The sequence below is a fragment of the Bacillus sp. V3B genome, assembly GCF_024494465.1.
Classification (GTDB): Bacteria; Bacillota; Bacilli; order Bacillales; family Cytobacillaceae; genus Bacillus_BD.
The window spans coordinates 863,730-880,218 of the sequence record NZ_JAETXM010000001.1 but is presented as its reverse complement, the minus strand read 5'-3'; the positions used below and the strand labels follow the sequence as shown (position 1 = coordinate 880,218).

The 16,489-nt window shown below is 36.6% G+C and carries 14 protein-coding genes, 1 pseudogene and 2 other annotated features; all 15 genes and pseudogenes read right to left on the bottom strand.

Translation table 11 applies throughout. The features are described 5' to 3' along the window. Positions 1 to 102: 102 nt before the first annotated feature. The gene (locus JMM81_RS04430) at positions 103 to 708 is read right to left on the bottom strand and encodes a phosphoribosylanthranilate isomerase (RefSeq protein WP_256240271.1); all 606 of its coding nucleotides are present in this window, start codon (positions 706 to 708) and stop codon (positions 103 to 105) included. Further along, complete coding sequence (gene trpC, locus JMM81_RS04425; protein WP_256240270.1) at positions 705 to 1,499, bottom strand: indole-3-glycerol phosphate synthase TrpC; 795 nt, start codon at positions 1,497 to 1,499, stop codon at positions 705 to 707. The genes JMM81_RS04430 and trpC overlap by 4 nt, the downstream gene beginning before the upstream one ends. Beyond that, entirely contained in the window at positions 1,500 to 2,522 is a 1,023-nt protein-coding gene (gene trpD, locus JMM81_RS04420; RefSeq protein WP_256240269.1) for an anthranilate phosphoribosyltransferase, read from the bottom strand. Then, complete coding sequence (locus JMM81_RS04415; RefSeq protein ID WP_256240268.1) at positions 2,519 to 3,106, bottom strand: anthranilate synthase component II; 588 nt, start codon at positions 3,104 to 3,106, stop codon at positions 2,519 to 2,521. The genes trpD and JMM81_RS04415 overlap by 4 nt, the downstream gene beginning before the upstream one ends. Beyond that, positions 3,103 to 4,503 (bottom strand): anthranilate synthase component I, encoded by a 1,401-nt coding sequence (gene trpE / locus JMM81_RS04410; RefSeq protein WP_256240267.1) that lies wholly within the window; start codon positions 4,501 to 4,503, stop codon positions 3,103 to 3,105. The genes JMM81_RS04415 and trpE overlap by 4 nt, the downstream gene beginning before the upstream one ends. Positions 4,504 to 4,568: 65 nt before the next feature. After that, positions 4,569 to 4,812: a binding site (T-box leader), on the bottom strand. A 38-nt stretch (positions 4,813 to 4,850) separates the two neighbouring features. Continuing rightward, positions 4,851 to 5,105, bottom strand: a binding site (T-box leader). Between the two features lie 177 nt (positions 5,106 to 5,282). Further along, on the bottom strand, positions 5,283 to 6,047 hold the full coding sequence (locus tag JMM81_RS04405) for an alpha/beta fold hydrolase (protein ID WP_256240266.1): 765 nt from the start codon (positions 6,045 to 6,047) through the stop codon (positions 5,283 to 5,285). 215 nt (positions 6,048 to 6,262) lie between these two features. After that, complete coding sequence (locus JMM81_RS04400) at positions 6,263 to 8,137, bottom strand: PTS fructose transporter subunit IIABC (protein WP_256240265.1); 1,875 nt, start codon at positions 8,135 to 8,137, stop codon at positions 6,263 to 6,265. Between the two features lie 23 nt (positions 8,138 to 8,160). Beyond that, positions 8,161 to 9,090 (bottom strand): 1-phosphofructokinase, encoded by a 930-nt coding sequence (gene pfkB, locus JMM81_RS04395; protein ID WP_256240264.1) that lies wholly within the window; start codon positions 9,088 to 9,090, stop codon positions 8,161 to 8,163. Beyond that, positions 9,087 to 9,428, bottom strand: a pseudogene (locus tag JMM81_RS04390) (DeoR/GlpR family DNA-binding transcription regulator); the annotation flags it as partial. The gene pfkB and the pseudogene JMM81_RS04390, both read right to left, overlap by 4 nt. A gap of 216 nt (positions 9,429 to 9,644) precedes the next feature. Then, complete coding sequence (locus JMM81_RS04385) at positions 9,645 to 10,343, bottom strand: ABC transporter ATP-binding protein (RefSeq protein ID WP_256240263.1); 699 nt, start codon at positions 10,341 to 10,343, stop codon at positions 9,645 to 9,647. After that, entirely contained in the window at positions 10,336 to 11,109 is a 774-nt protein-coding gene (locus JMM81_RS04380) for an ABC transporter ATP-binding protein (protein ID WP_309143472.1), read from the bottom strand. The genes JMM81_RS04385 and JMM81_RS04380 overlap by 8 nt, the downstream gene beginning before the upstream one ends. 24 nt (positions 11,110 to 11,133) lie before the next feature. Continuing rightward, entirely contained in the window at positions 11,134 to 12,126 is a 993-nt protein-coding gene (locus tag JMM81_RS04375) for a branched-chain amino acid ABC transporter permease (RefSeq protein ID WP_256240262.1), read from the bottom strand. Next, the gene (locus JMM81_RS04370; RefSeq protein ID WP_256240261.1) at positions 12,127 to 12,990 is read right to left on the bottom strand and encodes a branched-chain amino acid ABC transporter permease; all 864 of its coding nucleotides are present in this window, start codon (positions 12,988 to 12,990) and stop codon (positions 12,127 to 12,129) included. 97 nt (positions 12,991 to 13,087) lie between these two features. Next, entirely contained in the window at positions 13,088 to 14,296 is a 1,209-nt protein-coding gene (locus JMM81_RS04365; RefSeq protein WP_256240260.1) for an ABC transporter substrate-binding protein, read from the bottom strand. Positions 14,297 to 15,533: 1,237 nt separating this feature from the next. After that, complete coding sequence (locus tag JMM81_RS04360) at positions 15,534 to 16,487, bottom strand: metal ABC transporter substrate-binding protein (RefSeq protein ID WP_256240259.1); 954 nt, start codon at positions 16,485 to 16,487, stop codon at positions 15,534 to 15,536. Positions 16,488 to 16,489: the final 2 nt, after the last annotated feature.

Below are 16,489 nucleotides of genomic sequence, written 5' to 3'. Positions count from 1 at the left end.
TCATCATAAAGAAAATAACACCATCGCAATATTTTGTATTCCTTACCTTTACATCGGCAACCTAGTAGCGAGAGAGCGTCGCTTGTGACAGCCCTATATTGTTTAGCTATTTTTTACACGTGTTAAAAACAACTTTATTTTTTCCAAATCCTTATGGCCATTTGTTTCGACACCGCTGCTTACATCCACTATAGAAGCGTTTGTTTCAGCGATCGCAGCCGTTACATTTTGTGGGTTCAGTCCTCCAGCAAGAATAACCTTTTTATCTTTAAAATCAAAGTTAGACAATATTCCCCAGTCGAACGCGACCCCATTCCCTCCATAATATTTTCCTTTTGGACCGTCTAAAAGGATATATTCACAAGGATAATCATGGACCTTTTTTAAATCTCCAGCAGACTCAATACTGAAGGCTTTAATGATCGGATAGGGAATTGAACGACAAAATTCAGGTGTTTCTTTTCCATGGAGCTGAACGTAATCAATCCCTGTTTCAGAAACAACCTCCTCAATCCTTTCCATACTCGGATTGACAAACACGCCTACTTTTTTTATTTCTTTTGGCAGCTTAGAAATAATAGACTTTGCTGTTTTAAGAGAAATTTCTCGTTTGCTTTCTGCAAATACAAAACCTAACGCATCAGCACCATTTCGAGCAGCATGAAGCGCTGCTTCTTCATTAAGTAGACCACAAATTTTTACCTTCATTTCTTTGCCACCTGATGGATAGGTAACTTCATTTCCTGCAATGTATTGGCCAAATTCTCCGCCATCATAAATGTTTCACCGACTAAAATTCCATTCGCACCAGCTTTCACAACCCGCTTCACGTCATCCAGTGTTTTAATACCACTTTCACTAATTAAGTAGGCTCCAGCTTTTTTCACGATTGGACCAAGTTTTTCTGTAACAGATAGATCCACTTCGAAGTTTTTTAGATTCCGATTATTAACACCAATAAGTTTCGCTCCTGTTTTCAATGCAATTTCTAATTCCTCTTCGTTATGCACTTCCATCAACACTTCTAATTTCTTTTCAGTCGCATACTTGTAAAGATTACCTAACTTTTCTTCATCCATCGCTGCAACAATTAGTAAAATAATATTAGCTCCTGCATTTTTGGCAACATCAATTTGGATCGAATCAATGATGAAATCTTTACAAAGAATCGGTGCATCGATTGCGTTTCGAACAGCTTCCAAATCAGAAATATCTCCTTTGAAAAAACGCTTATCTGTTAAGACAGAAACGGCACTCGCTCCATATTTGATATATGAACTTGTTTGTGTTGCAGGCTCTAAAACTCCATTGATATCTCCTTTTGATGGGCTAGCTCGTTTAAATTCCGCAATTATAGAAAGCTCATCTGCATTTTCAAGAATCGATAGGAAAGAACGGTGTTGATAATTCTTTTCAGTGCTTAAACTTGAACGATCCTTTTTTAAACTTTCTACTTCTATTTCTTTCTCAGATAAAATTACATCTAAAATGGTTGCCATTTATATCACCTCTGTCTTTACTTTGCTTGCTTCTATTAAGCGATGTAATCGATCTAGCGCAGCACCGGAATCAATGATTTCCTCCGCTAACTCAACGCCTTCTGCAATTGTATTGACTTTGCCACCAGCGAAAATGCCGATTCCTGCATTTAAAAGAACCGTATCACGGTGTGCTCCTTTGATTCCTTTCAAAACATTTTGTAATATTTCGGCGTTTTCACTTGCGTAGCCTCCTTCAATCGCTTCATTAGGATACACAGATAAGCCGACCTCTTCAGGATGAAGAATTTTTTCCGTAATGATTCCATTCTCTAAAATGACTAGATAATTATCACCTTGGAGAGATGCTTCATCCATAGAACCAGCACCATTCAACACAACCGCCCGTTTTCTTCCTAGAGCCTGAAGTACTTCAGTGAACATCCTCGTTAAATCGCGACGATACACTCCTAAAAACTGTGAATCGAGATCCACTGGATTCATTAAAGGTCCTAATAAATTAAACACAGTTGGAACGCCCAATTCTTTACGAACCTTTTGGATTCGACCAATGTTCGGATGAACATTTGGAGCATATAAAAATGCAATGCCTACTTCTTCAATAATTTCTTCAAGTCTTTCCGCTGAAAGGTTCAATTCAATTCCTAACTCTTCTAAAACATCCGCACTTCCTGTTTTACTTGAAACACTCCGATTTCCATGTTTCGCTACTGGTATACCTGCTGCCGCAATGACAAAAGCAGAAGTAGAACTGATATTGAAGCTTTTTACACCATCTCCCCCTGTTCCACAATTATCCATAACATTAGGGATTTTTTTCTTAAAAGGCAAAGCCTTTGCACGAATTCCATTTACAAGCCCCGCTATTTCACCAACAGTTTCTCCTTTTGTTTTTAAGCCAATTAAAAACGCAGCAATCTCACTATCTGTTATCTCATCGGAAAATAAATGCTTCACCGCAACCTCAATATCATGATCTGTTAATGATTCTTTTGCTGTTAAACGTTCCAAAATTTCTTTCATAGCGAAACTTCCTTTCTTATTTCAGTTAAAAAGTTTTGCAACAGTTGTTTTCCATATTTAGTCCCAACGGATTCTGGGTGAAATTGCATTCCATATAAAGGATATTGGTTATGTTTAATTGCCATGATTTCATCATCGTCCATTGATTTAGCCAATACTTGAAAACAAGCCGGTACCGTATCTTTATTAATCACAAGCGAGTGATAACGCATGACGTCAATCTCCTGTGGTAATGACTGAAATAAATATTCTTCTGCATGTTGAAGTTTCGAGACTTTGCCGTGCATGATGTTTTCTACCTTTTCAACCGTAGCACCAAAGCTATAACCCATTGCTTGATGACCGAGACAAATCCCTAGAATCGGTATTCTTTCATAAAAGGTTTTTATCGCATCTACACACACACCAGCTTGTTCCGGTCTTCCAGGACCTGGAGAAATCACAATGGCTTCAGGCTTTAGATTCGCTATATCCTCTAGAGTGACTTCATCATTTCTTTTGACCATAATAGCTTCATCAAGTTCTCCAAGGTATTGATAAAGGTTATACGTAAAAGAGTCATAATTATCAATCAACAAAATCATTGAGCGGTCCCTCCCAAAAACATTTTTAATTTATGAAGCGTTTCTTCGTATTCTTTTTCAGGAATAGAATCATATACAACCCCTGCACCGGCTTGAATATACGCTTCATCTCCCTTGATAACCATCGTCCGTATCGCTAATGCAAAATCAATATTTCCATTTGCTGAAACATAACCAATGGCCCCAGAATAAATACCTCTTTTGTTATTTTCCATTTCATTGATAATTTCCATTGCTCTAATTTTTGGAGCTCCAGAAACGGTTCCTGCAGGTAAGCATGAGGTTAACGCATCAATTGGAGCAAAATCTTCCACTAGTTCACCCTCTACTTCAGAAACAATATGCATCACATGTTTGTATTTTTCAATTTCAAGAAACTTCGTAACATGAACAGTACCGAATTCACATACACGCCCAAGATCATTCCGACCAAGATCAACAAGCATTTTGTGTTCTGCTAGTTCTTTTTCATCCGCAAGCAATTCTTTTGCTAATGCTTTGTCTTCTTCTAAATCTTTCCCCCGTGGTCTTGTGCCAGCAATTGGGTTTGTGATAACTTGACTTCCTTTTACTTTAATTAAGCTTTCAGGAGAAACACCTGCAACCTTATAATCCGCAAAATCAAAGTAATACATATAAGGGGACGGATTTTTAATTCTTAGCTTCCGATATAATGAAAATGGATCACCTTGTATGGTGGCTTTAAGTCGTTGCGAAAGAACAACTTGAAAAATATCTCCCTCTTCAATGTATGTTTTTGCTTTTTGAACATTATCGATAAATTGTTCTTTTGACATGGACGCTTCAAAAGACGAAAGGCTCACTTCCTTTGCTTCTTCTTCTCGTGCACCATTTCTTATTTCCTCTCTTATTTTAACTAACCTTTCTTGAAGCATGTCAACCGTTGAACCATTTTTTTGTGGAGACGCCACGAGATATACCTTTTGATCAAGGTGATCAAAGACAATAAGTACCTCAAAAAATAAAAAGTGGACGTCTGGTGTTTGAAGTTCATCGTTTGGAATCGGTCCAATCTTTTCATATTGTCGTATCGAATCATAACTAGCATAGCCAACTGCCCCACCAATAAAGGGAAAAAGCGGTTCGATTTTTGGTGTTTTCTTTGGCAATAATTTCTTTAATACTTCTAATGGTTTTTCTAAAACCATTTCCTTTTCGTTTGCTTTAATGATTTGACTTTTGTCCCCATCACCAATTAACTCCATAAACGGATCAGCACCAATAAAAGAGAATCTCCCTGAGTTTTCATGCTTTAAAGAGCTTTCAAGTAAAAACTTTTTTTCCCCTGTTAACCTTTGATAAATGGTAATAGGTGTTAGTGTGTCCCCCTCTATTTCTTCTATTATCAACTCTGTTTCTGTATATAAAGGCTTCATTGATTTATACCCTCCTTTGATTTTTGAAAATAAAAAAATCCTCTATTTACATAGTAATCATGTAAATAGAGGACGATTATTGACCGCGGTGCCACCCCTGTTAGAGCACAATCAATGCTCTCTCTTTTCAGGTACATTAAAAATAATACTATACCCTATCCTTTTAACGGTGGAATTCCGGACAGCCCTACTTTTGTTCAAGTTGCCTCTCGTAAGTCCATTCCAACGATGCATTCGTACCGGTTTACACCATTCCCGGCTCTCTGTAACGAAAAACGTTCGTGTACTACTCTTACTCAACAATTTAGATTATTTATTTTTTTAAAAGACAAAAAGAGCTTCCCTCCAAAAAGGACGAGAAACCCGTGGTGCCACCTTTATTAGCTGAAATATCAGCTCACTTAACAGGTATCGAAACATAGAATAGATGTTTGAATACCTGTCTCTTGTAACGATGAGACGTTCGCCAAAGCCTACTACTTAAAAAAGATTCGGTTTGGGGCTCAGAAGTCCATTCACCTTTCATTCCGCACTGATTTGCACCAACCATCAGCTCTCTAGAGTGTTCAAGAAAAGTTACTACTCTTCGTCAATGCCATACGTTTGTTTATTTGTTAATTATCATAATATTAATTTTATTATTCGTCAACAGTATTTTTAAAAAACATAAATTTTTTGCTATTCACTTTTTTAACCATACCATTAGGCAATTCTGTTCTCATCTCTATCTTTCCATCCATCTACTGCACATTAAATAATCGCATCGAGATGATTCAATGCTATTTTGTAATCTGATCAAAAATAAATCCAGTGATGGTTTGGTTCACTAACTCCCATTTTTTTGTTGGTAGCTGGTGAAATACCTTTGGGAAGATAACAGCTTGGTGGTCTGTATATTTTTTATATACCCGTATATGTTGATTTGCAAAATCTCGTGCTCCATACATCAATAATAGTGGTACAGAAATTTGATGAAGCCTGTCTGTGCAACTATAGTGTAAAGATTGTTCGTAAAATTGATACCACATGTTTCGATTCGCTTTTTTCATATGATGGTTTATCTCATGACAAAATAATGGATCTTCTGTATGGCTTGATGCTATAACAAAGCTAAGAAAATAAGGGAATTTCTTTACTAAGTACATACCTGCTAAATGTTCATATTTCAACCCTGTTGAAATAACTTCAGGATACCCGCTTATCAATATTAAGCCTAATGTCTGTTCTGGAAAGGATAAGGCAAACTCCTGAGCAACCATTGCCCCTGCTGAATAGCCACAGAGAACAGCCTTTTGAATATGGAGATGATCAAGTAATGCCTTTACTTCTTTTGCATAGTTATAAATCGTTATTTGTTTCTCAGGTCCTATTGTGTCTCCATTTCCAGTTAAATCAGGAGTAATAATGGTAAAATAACGATCTAATTTTTTTTGATAACGGAACACAACTCTTCCCATTGCAGGAGGATGAATAAATATGATCGGAGTTCCCTCGCCACTTAATTCATAATAGATTCGTGTATCTTCATACTGGAATTCAGCCATTATGATTGAAAACTCCTTTTGATTTTTTAAACGTAAACGAAATTATCTTTTGCATCTACATTTAAAGTTATCATTCCAAACTTCAATGGAAATCATTCTAAATAGTGCTAAAATCAATCATATTTAAGTACCATTTTTATTTTGGACTGGATCATGTCGCTGTTTAAATATAGGTACAGTAAAAAAGATCACTGGATAAGCGACCTTTTTATAAATTATTTCTGTATCGGTTTTTTCAAAAATCCAAGCATAATAGCTGAGACAACTGCACCAATGATGATTCCGCCTAAATAGATAACCCAGCTGCCATCAACAAGCGGAATCACGAAAACTCCGCCATGTGGTGCACGCAATCCAATTCCCGAGACCATCGATATCGCACCAGCAACGGCTGAACCCACCATAATGGATGGAATAACGCGCAATGGATCTGCTGCGGCAAAGGGAATCCCTCCTTCTGTAATAAAAGATAATCCCATAATATAGTTTGTTTTACCCGCATCTCGATCTAACTTTGTAAAACGATTTTTGAAGAACGTTGTTGCAAGCGCAATGGCTAAAGGTGGTACCATACCAGCAGCCATAATCGCTGCCATTGGCTCATACACGCCACTTGCTAAAAGACCCGTTCCAAATACGTAAGCCGATTTATTTACCGGACCACCCATGTCAAACGCCACCATAAGTCCGAGCACAATTCCTAAAAATACTGCATTCGCTGTTCCAAGCCCTGTTAACCACTCTGTAATGGCTTCATTTGCTGCTGCTACAGGTGTATTAACAATATACTTCATCACAAAACCTGTAAGCGCAATCCCAAGGAGTGGAAAAATTAAAATAGTTTTGATCCCATCTAATGAAGCAGGTATATTTGAAAATGCCTTTTTCAAGCCGACAACCGTATAACCAGCAAGGAAACCTCCGATTAAACCACCAAGGAAACCCGCTCCACCACTAGCAGCCATCATTCCCGCTACCATACCAGGAGCAAACCCAGGACGATCCGCAATACTCATCGCAATAAATCCAGCTAATACCGGAACTAAAAGAGCAAATGCATTTCCTCCGCCGATTTCATTCAGCACAGCCGCAAAAGCATTATAAGACAGATCATTTGGATCGGCAGAATTGTAACCAAACATAAAAGAGAGCGCAATTAATATACCGCCGCTGACAACAAACGGCAACATATTCGAAACACCACTCATTAAATGCTTATAAATCGTTCCACCAACACTACGCTTGTCTAAACCTATAGATATTTCCTCAGACCTTCCTGCTCCCCCTTGGTATACTGGTGCATCCTGCTTCAGTGCGCGGTTAATCAATTCCTGTGGTTTGCGAATACCGTCAGCAACAGCTGTTTCTAGTACGTGCTTTCCTTTGAAACGTTCCATTTGCACTTTTGTATCAGCTGCAATAATGACAGCTATAGCATTATCAATTTCCTCCTGAGTTAACACATTTTTTGCTCCGCTAGATCCGTTTGTTTCAACTTTAATATCCACACCTAATTCGGCAGCTTTTGCTTTTAATGAATCAGCAGCCATATATGTGTGGGCAATCCCAGTTGGGCAAGCCGTAACAGCTATGATAAAGTTCTTTCTATCAGCAACTGAAACCTCTTCTTCCTCTTCCTGATCATATCTGTCAATAATCTTTAATACTTCGTCAGCCGTTGTTGCGACCATTAACTTTTGACGTGCATCTTCATTCATTAAAATAGTCGCTAACCGGGATAATGCTTCTAAATGTGTGTTATTAGCTCCATCCGGTGCAGCAATCATAAAGAAAAGGTGTGATGTTTGACCATCAAGAGCTTCATATTCAACACCATCAACAGATTTACCAAATGCAATGGCAGCTTGTTTAACAGCAGCCGTTTTAGCATGTGGAATCGCAATGCCATCACCTATCCCCGTTGTACTTTGCTCTTCTCTTTTTAAAATCGCTTCTTTATATTGTTCACGATCTGTTAATTTTCCAGCTTTGAATAGTACTTCTACTAACTCATCAATTGCACTGTTCTTTTCTGTACTATTAATCGATAATAAAACTGTCTCTTTTGTTAGTAATTCGGTAATTTTCATAGAGATCCCTCCCTCTTAAATATTTATTGCTTTTCTTTGTTTATTTGGTTAATTTTCACTTGTGGAAGCAGTTCCTCTACCTTTTCTTTTGTGCAAAGATCAAGAGCAAAAGCGGTAGCACTTCCTGAGGCAACACTGTATTGAAATGACTCCAAAACATCTTGTGTTTTCTCATATTTAGCTAAAAAACCCGCAACCATCGAATCACCTGCTCCTACAGAGCTTTTCACTTCTCCTTTAGGAATCGATGAGACGAAAACATACTTTTCATTCACAAAAACAGCTCCATCGCCGGCTAAGGACACAATGACGTTTTGTGCACCCATTTCAATTAATTGTTTAGCATAAGGGATAGCTTCCTTTGGCGTTGAAAGCGCTGTACCAAATAAATTACCTAATTCATGATGGTTCGGTTTGATAAGAATAGGCTTATACGCTAATACGTTCATTAGTAAATCACCTTCAGTATCAACGACGAAAGCAGTACGATTTTTCTCACAAACTTTCACTAGTTCTTCATATGTCGTTCCTGGAAGAGAAGAAGGGATACTTCCTGCTAAAACTAATATGTCTTCAGCTGTAAGCGAGCTAACAATTTCTTTAAGCTTTTCAAAATGCTCACTTTGAATGGTTGGACCTTTTGCATTAATTTCTGTTTCCTTGCCCGTTTTTAACTTAATATTAATCCGGGTATCTTCTTCCACTTTAATAAAGTTTGTCTCTATACTTTCGTGATGAAGATACTTTTCAATGTAATCCCCTGTAAAACCACCCACAAACCCAAGTGCCTTACTTTTAACACCCACTCTGTTCAGTACCCTAGAAACATTGATTCCTTTACCTCCAGGAAATGTTATCTCGCTCGTTGACCGATTCAGTTCTCCTATCTTTACGTCCTTGTCAAGTTTGACAATATAATCCACAGATGGATTTAAAGTCAATGTATGTATCATATTGTCACAACCTTTATCGTCGTTTTACTAGAGTACTTTTTCCTCATTTCGTCATCCAGTTCATTTGTAATAATTGTTGCTTTATCGAGGCCCATAATTTTAGCGAATGATACTTCTGAGAATTTCGTATTATCACTAACTACAAATGCTTCTCTCGATAGAGTAATCGCTTTCTCTTTAATCATTGCTTCTGCTTGATCAGGTGTCGTAAAACCAAATTGCGGATGAATCCCGTTTACACCCATAAAACATTTATCAAAGCGATAATTTTGCAAACTCTCTAATGCACTCCTGCCAATAACCGCATTTGTTTTATATTTGGCAAACCCACCAAGAATTATCTTTCAAAAACATTTAAAATCACTCATTACTAATCGATATACGAATATTTCCGAACGTTTATTCGTTATACAAATAAAAATAAATCGAGTAATCCTAAAGATAAATCATTAGTAGAGAACTAAATACCTTGTTTCTTTTAAAACAACAAAAGGGTTAGATTCTCACACATTTAAAATGTGAGGATCTAACCCTTTCTTTAAATATTAATAGATCTAACTGCTCAATGCCAAGTACTGGTAGGCAATCTCCATGTTTTGCTGCAATTTATCCGGACGATCGTGATAGACGACCTCTCCCTTACTCAAAATATAAACATCATCTGCGATACTTAGAGCAGTTGAAATATTTTGTTCTACAAATAACATCGACATACCAGACTGCTTTAACTTGAGGAGAATTTCCATCACTTCACCTACCATTAAAGGAGATAAACCTTCTGTTGGTTCATCAAGGAGAAGAATCTTCGGATTTCTCATTAACGCTCGTCCAATAGAAAGCATGGATTGCTCTCCCCCACTTAAATTGCCAGCATGGGATTTTTCTCTTTCTCTTAAACGCGGAAAAAGATCAAAAATCCTTTCAAGATTCCACTCACCATTTTTTTCATTTGCAAAAACCGTCAAGTTCTCGGTTACAGTTAAATTACCGAAAATACGTCTTCCTTGAGGAACAATACCAAGCCCCTTCGCTGCAATTTGATGACTTTCAAGTTGAGCAATATTCTCGCCTTCAAGCAAAATTTCACCCTGCTTTTTCCTTACAAAGCCAACAATGGAATGGATCGTTGTTGTTTTTCCCATGCCGTTTCTCCCAAGTAAAGTGACAACATCTCCTTTGTTCACTTCAAGATCAACTCCATGTAGAATATGGCTCTCCCCATAGTAACTATTAAGTCCCTTCAATTTAAGCATGAAGCATATCCTCCTTTCCCATGTATATTTCTTTTACATCAGGATTGTTTCTCACTTCATCTGGAGGTCCATCACAAATCAACTTTCCAGTATGAAGAACGACCACCCGATCCATATTTCCAAATAAAACATCAATATCATGTTCAATCATAATAATCGAAACATCAGCAGATAATTTATTAATTAATCCAATAATTTGATCGGTTTCTAATTGTGACATTCCAGCTGTTGGTTCATCTAACAATAGCAGTTTCGGTTCTCCTGCAACCGCTAAAATGATTTCAATTTGCCGTTGGACCCCATAGGATAAATCTTTAACGGTTCTGTTACTGTATTCAAATAAACCCCATTTAGTCAGAATGTCGTCTGCGGTTTCAAATAATGCAGAATAGTTTTTCTGATTAACACGTTTCCACCATTGAGTATGTTCACTTCTCATTCGCTGTAATACAAGCAATAGATTTTCCTTCACCGTTAATCCCAACATCAGATTATTTTTTTGGAAAGTTCGAACAATTCCTGATTGTGTTCGTTTATAGTTGGGCATCCGATTAATTTTTTCACCAAAATACGAGATACTTCCTCCAGAAGGTTCAAGATCGCCAGCAATCATATTAAAGAGTGTTGTTTTTCCAGCACCGTTTGGCCCAATTAACCCTACTTTTTCACCAACGGATACATCCAATGAAATATCTTCGATTACCTTTAGTCCCCCAAAATGCTTTGCAAGACCATTTAAAGAAAGAACGATTGATTTATCCATCATATTCACCGATCCTATCCATCCATTTTAGTTTTGCTGTTTGATAGGTTTTAACATATTATTTTCCAAATCCGCTTGAGTCTGCTTTTTATCCAACATTCCTTTTATTTTATTAAAGATACCGACAATGCCATCAGGTACAAAGATAACAAACAGGATGAAAACAGCTCCGATAATCATCATCCAATTTTCGGTGTAGGAACCGATGATTGTTTCCATTAAAACAATAAAAGCAGCTCCGACGACAGGCCCCCATAATGTTGCGGCACCACCGATTAACACCATAATCAAAACAGACCCTGACATCGTCCAATACACATCAGATGGGGAGATAAAGCCGTTAAATAGAACATATAAACTACCTGCCAATCCACCTAGTGTACCTGCTAACAAAAAGCTTAAATTCTTATAAAAAGCGGTATTATACCCGTTTGATTTCATTCTTTCTTCATTCTCTTTTATTCCGATGAATACATAACCTAATGGAGAATGTAATAATCGATTAATAACGAATAATACAATCGCGAAAACAACAAGTACAAAGTAGTAAATCAACACTTGATTAGACAGTGCGAAACTCCCAAAAAGTACAGGCATCGGAATACCCGATAAACCATTTGAACCACCTGTTACAGGTGTCCATTGATAAATAATGGAATAAACAATCTGCGAACAAGCAAGGGTTAGCATCAAGAAATAAAATCCATGGGCCTTAATCGATAAAAATCCAATCAATAGTGCCAGCAAAGCGGCTACAAGCATACCAATACCAATAGTCAGAAATACGTTTGCATTGACATGGGATGCAACCAATCCAGTCGCATATGCTCCCGCTCCGAAAAATGCCGCATGACCTAATGAAACGAGACCCGTTTGACCTACTAAAATATTTAAACTAACCGCAAAAACAGCTAGAATAAAAATCTCTGTCAAAACATTAACGTAATACAATGATGCAATAAAAGGAACGAAAGCCATAACTAAAAACAATAACCATCCACGAAACTGCTTTATTCTCATCTACGCCTTCCTCCCAACTAAACCTTGAGGGCGAACAACTAGTACTAAAGCCATCAAAGCAAAAGTAATGATTAAACTCAGTTCTGGAACGAGGTAACGGCTGAATGTTTCTACAAAGCCAACTAACAAACTTGCTAAAAAAGTTCCTGTGACCGAGCCAAGTCCCCCAACTACAAGGACAACAAGCGATAGTATAAGGATAGAAAATTCCATTCCTGGGTATGTTCCAAGAATAGGTGCTCCAAGAACCCCACCTAATCCCGCTAAAAGACTTCCAAAGACAAATACCATTGTAAAAACAAAATGGATATTAACGCCTAATGCACCAACCATTTCTTTATCAGATAAACCAGCGCGAATAACTGCTCCCCATTTTGTTTTTTCTTGTATATACCATAAGCCAACAACAATCACTGCTCCAATCACAATTAAAGCAAGTCGATAGGAGGGGATTGCATAACCTAGGATTTCGACAGAACTACTGAACATTTCTGGAGGATTAACAGTCAAAACTTCTTTTCCCCATACAATGGAAAAAATGTCATGAAAAACATAGACAAGACCAAAGGTTAGTAAGACTTGCGACAGATGTCCAAGCTTATACGTAGGACGAAGAATCGCAATCTCTGTTATGTATCCGAGTGCAGCAATGATCAATGGAACTGCCAATATAGCAACCCAAAATGGAAGTCCTGCTTGCATGATCAAAGAGTAGCCAATATATGACCCTAGTAGATACAAGGAGCCATGAGCAAGATTTAACACGCCAAGGATACCAAACACAATCGAGATCCCGCATGTGATGAGAAAAAGAAGAAACCCATAGCTTAAAGCGTTCATCATTTGCAGCAATAAAGTACCCATTATTACCCTCCCTCTATTTATTACACTTTTTTAATAGAAAGAGGCAATATTACTTGCCTCTTTCTGTTTTCATCTTTTCAAACTAATCCAAATTCCCTTACTTACCAGGATCTGCTACTTCTGTTATTGTATCGATGACGTTGTTTTCAGTCGCGTCGTTTTCGATACCTGTCTCCATAATGTACATATTTTGAACAATATTGTGTGTTTCTTTGTCAAATTTGATCGGTCCTCTTGGACTTGTAATTTCAACAGCTGCTATAGCGTCGATAAATTTCTTTGAATCAGATACATCTCCATCCAATGCTTCAATCGCCTTTGCTATAATAATCGCTGCATCATATCCTTCAAGTGATTCGATACTTGGTCTTTGATTGTATTTTTTCTCATATGCTTCAACAAATGATTTATTTTCTTCCGTTTCCAAATGGTAGTCCCAGAATAACGCTGACTTGATACCATCACCAGATAGTTTTTGTTGCGGACGTACATCTTCTGCATTCAACCAGCCAGATCCGATTAATGGAATTTTCCCTTGTAGACCGTATTGATCATACTGCTGAACAAAGCGAATCGCATCACTTCCGGCAAAGAAAGCATAGATACCGTCAATGTCATCTCTATTCATTTTCCCTAAATAAGAAGAGAAATCGTTATTACCAAGCGGAGGATATACTTCATCAACAATCGTTCCACCAGCTGCTGTATACGCTTCCTTAAATGCATCTGCTACTTCATGTCCAAATGCATAGTCAGCTGCTGTTACATAAATTTTTTCACCGACATTATTATAAGCCCATTCACCCATAGAATGACCAATTTGCCATGAACTGAAAGAAGATCTCCAAATATAGTCACTTCGCTTGCTTCTTACTAAGTCATTTCCTCCAGCATGAGAGACAAGAAATGGAAGTTTCTTACTATCTACTTCATCACGAATGGCATAAGCTACGGCCGTGCTGATAGGACCTGTTAAGATATCAATAGAATCCTGATCCATTAGCTTTCGTAGCTTTCTAAGTGACACTTGCGGATCAGCCTCAGAATCTTCATGGATGATCTCAATTTTTTTCCCTGCTACTTCCCAATTGTTTTCCTCAAAATATAGATTTAATCCATTTAATAGATTTTCACCTAAAGATGCATACACGCCAGTTGATGGTAGCAATGCACCAATTTTAATTGTGTCACCCTGTTCTTTTTTTTCATCTGATGAAGATGTTGAGCTAATAGCACCTGAACTGCAGGCAGATAGTAATAGTATCAATCCTATCAAAATAATCCAGCTTCTTTTTAAATGTTTCATATGTACCCCCTAGTAATTTGTTAGCGTTTACAACAGTGCGATAGACTCCTTTCTTTTTTGTATGCTAGACGGCAAGGTTAATAAAATAACTTCTGGCTTATTCAAAGTAAAAATATAGTTTCACTATACCTTTAACCATTGCTGAAAGATTGCTCCAATGAATAAAATATTTATTAGAACAAAATAAGCCAAAAACCAACATTGACGTTTAACATTTATTTTTAAAATATTACAAAAATTATTATAATTCGAATTAACACTTAATTTCAACATATTTTTTTATTTTTTCTAAAAATATATAATAATAAAAATTTTCAGTTTATTAATTTGGTATAGGTATATAATAACAAAATTACTATCATCTCTATGTTTTCTGATTCCGTCAATGCGTATAAATGCTTAAATTTTGTTTTAAATTCCCCTTTACTTATATAATTCTTAAAAACTTATTCTGTAGTCTATATAAGTCCACTTTAATTTTTCGACATAGATAGAGATGAAACGGCCGTTCAACCTACTTTTACTGCGCTGTTCATTACTAGCGTAATAAGAGGCTTGCTCAAGCAGGCTGACCGACCGTTTCTTATGTCGATTTAACAAGTTGAACATGTATATTATAATCCATCACTAATCCATTACTATGTTAATATAATGATATATTTTATTGCTATTGTTTTTTAAATAAAGAAATTATTTTCATCTTCTTTTTATCAATACTTTTTTACAATAAATTTTTTATATAAATATGAGTTTTTTCAAAAAAATTTCTTTAGTAATTTCATTCAAACTGTTATCAATGTATAAAAAAGGCTATCCTAAAAGCAAAAGTGTCTGATACCTTTGCTTTTAGGATAGCCTCTTTGGATTAATTTCCTTATACTTTGTTCGTCATGCGCTGAAACTGTTGCTAAATGCGGGTTAAACTCTGACTGCAACTTAGCCGTTCACGTTTCTGCTCGTGAGCCTAATGAATCCGTACTCTGACTGGCTTTAAGTACATTTTGTATAATAAGCACACCATTATATTACGTAAAGTAAAACGATTTTATAACGTTTGGAACACGAAAGTCACCTTTGACAGTCAAAAAATAAATACCACCTAAAAAACAACCATATCTATATTGTTTTTTTAGGTGGTATTTATTTTTTACCAATGCATATATATAAATTTCTTAAAAGTCTAAAAAAGCCGATTTTCAACGGCTTTTTTAGATTGTATTTGTTCATTCATTTATCCCTAATTTCCCATTAAGTTTTCAAGTATAACAGAGATATTCCATTCCATCATGTCGATATAAGAATCTCCATCTTCACCAGGTTTTCCTAGAGAGTCTGTAAATAATTCCCCACCAATAGGAACCCCAGTTTCTGTTGAAACCATTTCCATACTCCGAGGATCGATACTCGTTTCTACAAATAATACTGAAATTTCTTTTTCATTGATTAAATCCACTATTTGCTTTACTTGTTGCGGTGTTCCTTGATTTTCTGCATTTATCTCCCAAATGTATCCTGCCTCAAATTCGTATGCATCACTAAAATATTTAAATGCTCCCTCACTTGTAACTAAAAAACGCTTTTCCTTTGGAATTTTGTTAAAGCTTTCTAACGCTTCTTGGTGAAGTTTTTGTAATTTCAAAATATATTCTTCAGCATTTTTTTTGTAAATATCGGCACGATCAGGATCAACTTCAATAAGTGCATCTCTTGCATTTTCTGCATACTTTATACCGTTTCGAATATCAAGCCATGCATGAGGATCTTCCTCCCCTTTATGTCCTTCTGATGTTAAGTATTTGGGCTCTACGCCTTCACTTAGTCGATATACAGGACCATCTTCTACATTTTTCCCAGCCGTTTGAATTAGTTCTTCAAACCAAGAGTTTCCTGCCTCAAGATTTAATCCATTATAAAAAACGACATCTGCGTCAGTTGTTTTCTGGATATCTAATGGAAGTGGGTCAAATTCATGAGGGTTAGATCCCACTGGTGCCAAACTATGAATCTCTATTTGATTGCCACCTATACTTTTTACGATATCATATAGAATGGAATACGTTGTTACTACTTGTAACTTATCATCTTTATGTTCTTCTCCTGCTTCAGTAACGGTTTCTTTACTTTCACTACATCCTGCTAAAATGAAAATTGCAAAAAGACTTGTAATAAATAATTTCAGTAAATGTTTCATAA